Source organism: Enterobacter sp. PGRG2 (genome assembly GCF_030291195.1).
Lineage (GTDB): Bacteria > Pseudomonadota > Gammaproteobacteria > Enterobacterales > Enterobacteriaceae > Enterobacter_D.
Genome location: NZ_CP127837.1, coordinates 4,159,266 through 4,159,788 on the forward strand (window position 1 = coordinate 4,159,266; position 523 = coordinate 4,159,788).

Below are 523 nucleotides of genomic sequence, written 5' to 3' on the forward strand. Positions count from 1 at the left end.
CTCTTTTACCGGGCTGGTCAGCGCTGCGGTGACCACAACATCACCGGCTTTCAGCGTGGTGCCGCTGGTGGACACTTCACCGTTGCTGTTGGTAGTGGCGTTTTCCGGCGTTAGTGTCACATCACTGCGATCCGCCTTCCAGTTTACCGTCACGTCCGGTAGCAGGTTGTGGTTTTTATCCTCCACTATCGCCTTCCAGGTGATAGCCTCAGAGCCATCCGCCACGGCCTCAGTTTTATCCGCCACGACATCGACAAACTGCGCGGTCTCGACGTTACCAATCACCGTCAGCGTCAGCGTCTTGTCACCGYGGGTATGCGAGGCGGTGACATCGACATTGCCCGCTTTCACCGTTTTGAAGGTGGCAATCGCCTGTCCATTGGCATCGGTCACCGACGTTGCTGGCGTGAAGGTGCTGTTAGCGTCGTCGCTGCTGAGCCAGTTCACCGTTTCGCCCACCACCGGATGCTGGTTAGCGTCCAGCACCGTCGCCGTCAGCGTCACCTGATCTTTATCTGCCACA

1 protein-coding gene is annotated in these 523 nt (G+C 58.2%); it reads right to left on the bottom strand.

The genetic code is table 11. The annotated features are described in order from the left end of the window. On the bottom strand, positions 1-523 hold a 523-nt coding region (locus QRD42_RS18545; RefSeq protein ID WP_321987820.1), incomplete at both ends, for an Ig-like domain-containing protein.